This window comes from Myxococcus vastator, from assembly GCF_010894475.1.
Lineage (GTDB): Bacteria > Myxococcota > Myxococcia > Myxococcales > Myxococcaceae > Myxococcus > Myxococcus vastator.
In genome coordinates this window covers 1-2242 of sequence record NZ_JAAIYB010000751.1, presented here as the reverse complement: position 1 = coordinate 2242, position 2242 = coordinate 1, and the positions used below count along the sequence as shown (strand labels likewise).

At 68.4% G+C, this 2242-nt stretch carries 2 protein-coding genes; both read right to left on the bottom strand.

Annotated elements, in window-relative coordinates:
* Positions 1-210: 210 nt before the first annotated feature.
* Complete coding sequence (locus G4D87_RS36870) at positions 211-711, bottom strand: hypothetical protein (RefSeq protein ID WP_163787456.1); 501 nt, start codon at positions 709-711, stop codon at positions 211-213.
* A 14-nt stretch (positions 712-725) separates the two neighbouring features.
* Positions 726-2242, bottom strand: a 1517-nt coding sequence (locus G4D87_RS36865) for a hypothetical protein (protein ID WP_240358914.1), incomplete at its 5' end; no start/stop codon positions are given.

The window sequence follows — 2242 nt, the reverse complement described above, 5'->3', positions numbered from 1 at the left end:
TGCTTCCAGAGGGGGAGGGCGCGCCGGAGTCGGGCAGCGCAGTCATTGGGAGCACGTCGAGGGGGCGTGCTCCCAATGTTTTTTCTGGAGCTCTCGTTTGAGTGGCTCACGCGGCGGGGAGTGCGTCGGGGGGCGCGCTCCCCGCTGTGTTTTTTCAGGGGCTTGCTTCGGCCGGGCCCGGTCTCCCGGGCCCCGGCCATGCCCGCGGGACTACTCGGCGTTGGACGAGGGCATGACCTTGATGGGCTGGCCGTCGTCGCCCGTCATCGTCGTGCCTTCGGTCTTCTGCTGCGCCGCCGTGGGCGTGCCCACCGCGAAGCTGAACACCCTGGACAGGTGCGTGCCCCGGAACTCGCCCGTGACGGTGACGACGAGGTGCGACTGCCCTTCACCCGGCGTGAAGCTCACGTCGAACTCGGACAGGGCGTCCTGGGTGAAGTTGCCACCCGACACCGGGGTGGCGGCGCTCTTCACTTCCAGGCCGTCCACGCCGGAGAGGCTGACCTGGACGTCGGTCGCCGGCGCGTCGAAGCGCAGGGAGACGCGGGCCTGGTCCTCACCCAGCTTCGCGTCCACCTTCACCGGCGCGCCGGCCTTCGTGGTGTCCGAGCTGGCGCCAGGCGTGGGGTTCGACTTCGACGGGGAGGTGCAGGCCACCTGCGCCGTGAGCGCGAGGAGACTGGACAGGGCTGCGATTGCCTTGAAGTTCATGTGCGCTCCGGAAGTCACTGGCTGGTGATGGAGAGGGTGGGGAAAGGGCTGTAGTTGCCGGCCGTCTCCTTGAAGCCGAACACGACGACGACGTACCGCGCGTCCGCCTGGGTCGGGATGCGGATGGTCTCCGTGCCGGTGAGGGTGATGTCGGCGTTCGCCAGGCTCCCGCCCTGCCCGAAGACTTCAATGCCCACGTCCTGCGTCGCGTGGGTCGCGCTGACGGTCATGTTCCGGCCCGTGCCGGTGAAGACGTAGTACTGGTTCTGCTCGCGCTTGTTGTAGTCGAGCCCGCCCACCAGCGGCACCTCGGTGGTGTACGGGATGCCCGGCACGTCGGTGTAGATGGCGCGCAGCGGGGTGTCCCCATCCCCGAAGTCCGAGGAGATGGACCCGATGTTGTAGTGGGCCAGCATCAGGTCCACGTCCGCGGGGCTGACGCCGGACTGGGCCTTGAGGCCGTTGATGAACGAACCGATGGTGGTCAGCGCGGGCGTCGCCTTCTGCGGGCCGACGAGCACGTCGTAGAGGATGCCCAGGTCGTACGACACCACGTCGTGCGACTCGTTGGTGCCGGAGTCGTACAAGTCGTAGAGCAGCCGGAAGACGCTCATCTCGGAGAAGGCGCCCTTGCGCGGGTCGTCGGTGGTGAGCGGCTCGCTCTCCGCGTCGAAGCCGAAGGCGACCAGCGCCGAGCTGCTCCACAGCGTGTCGACGTAGATGGGCTCCGGCAGCAGGATGCTGGCGAGCGCGTTGCCGTAGCCCTCGCCGAAGGCGAGGCGCGGGTCCAGGATGTCACCGCTGGAGTGCGGCCCGCCCGGGCTGTCCGCGCGGGACAGGTTGGCCTCGAAGTAGTGCCCCCACTCGTGGACGATGACGTGGGCGTCGAACTCGTCGGTGTCCACGCCGTCCCGGCCGAGCACATAGATTTCGTTCTCCGTGAAGGAGAAGTGCGACGTGCCGATGCGGCCCTGCGGCTTGCTGCCCGACTGAGGCACGTTGTTCGGGCTCCAGTTCACCTTCAGCAGCGGGAAGTTGACCGAGCGCACGTCCATGAAGGCCCGCGACGCGGTGTACATGCTGTCGAGGATGGCGAAGGGCGCCGCGGTGCGCCGGCTGGCCGTGTAGTTGGTGCCCGCCCAGCCGTGGGCCGCGTGCAGGTCCTTGGTCGTCACCGTCGCGGTGATGTTGTCACCCACCGCCCAGATGGCGTTGTTGTCGGTGTTGTCCTCAATCTGGATTTCCGGCGTGGTCGTCTTGGCGAGCGCGACCACCGTCAGCGCCCCGCTGCCGGAGGGAGTGTACGTGAGCGTGTAGCGCCCCTCCTGGTCCGTCGTTCCATCGACGAGCACGCGCGTGCCCTGTCGCACCTGGACCACGGCGTTGCGCACGGGCCGCACGGAGGACTGGGCGAAGTCCAGGGTCCCCCGCCGCGTGGAGGGCGAGTAGACGGCTGGGACGAAGTCATAGGTCACCGTGCCGCTCAGGGTGACGGGGTCTCCGTTGCCGCCCCCGCCGCCTCCTCCTCCTC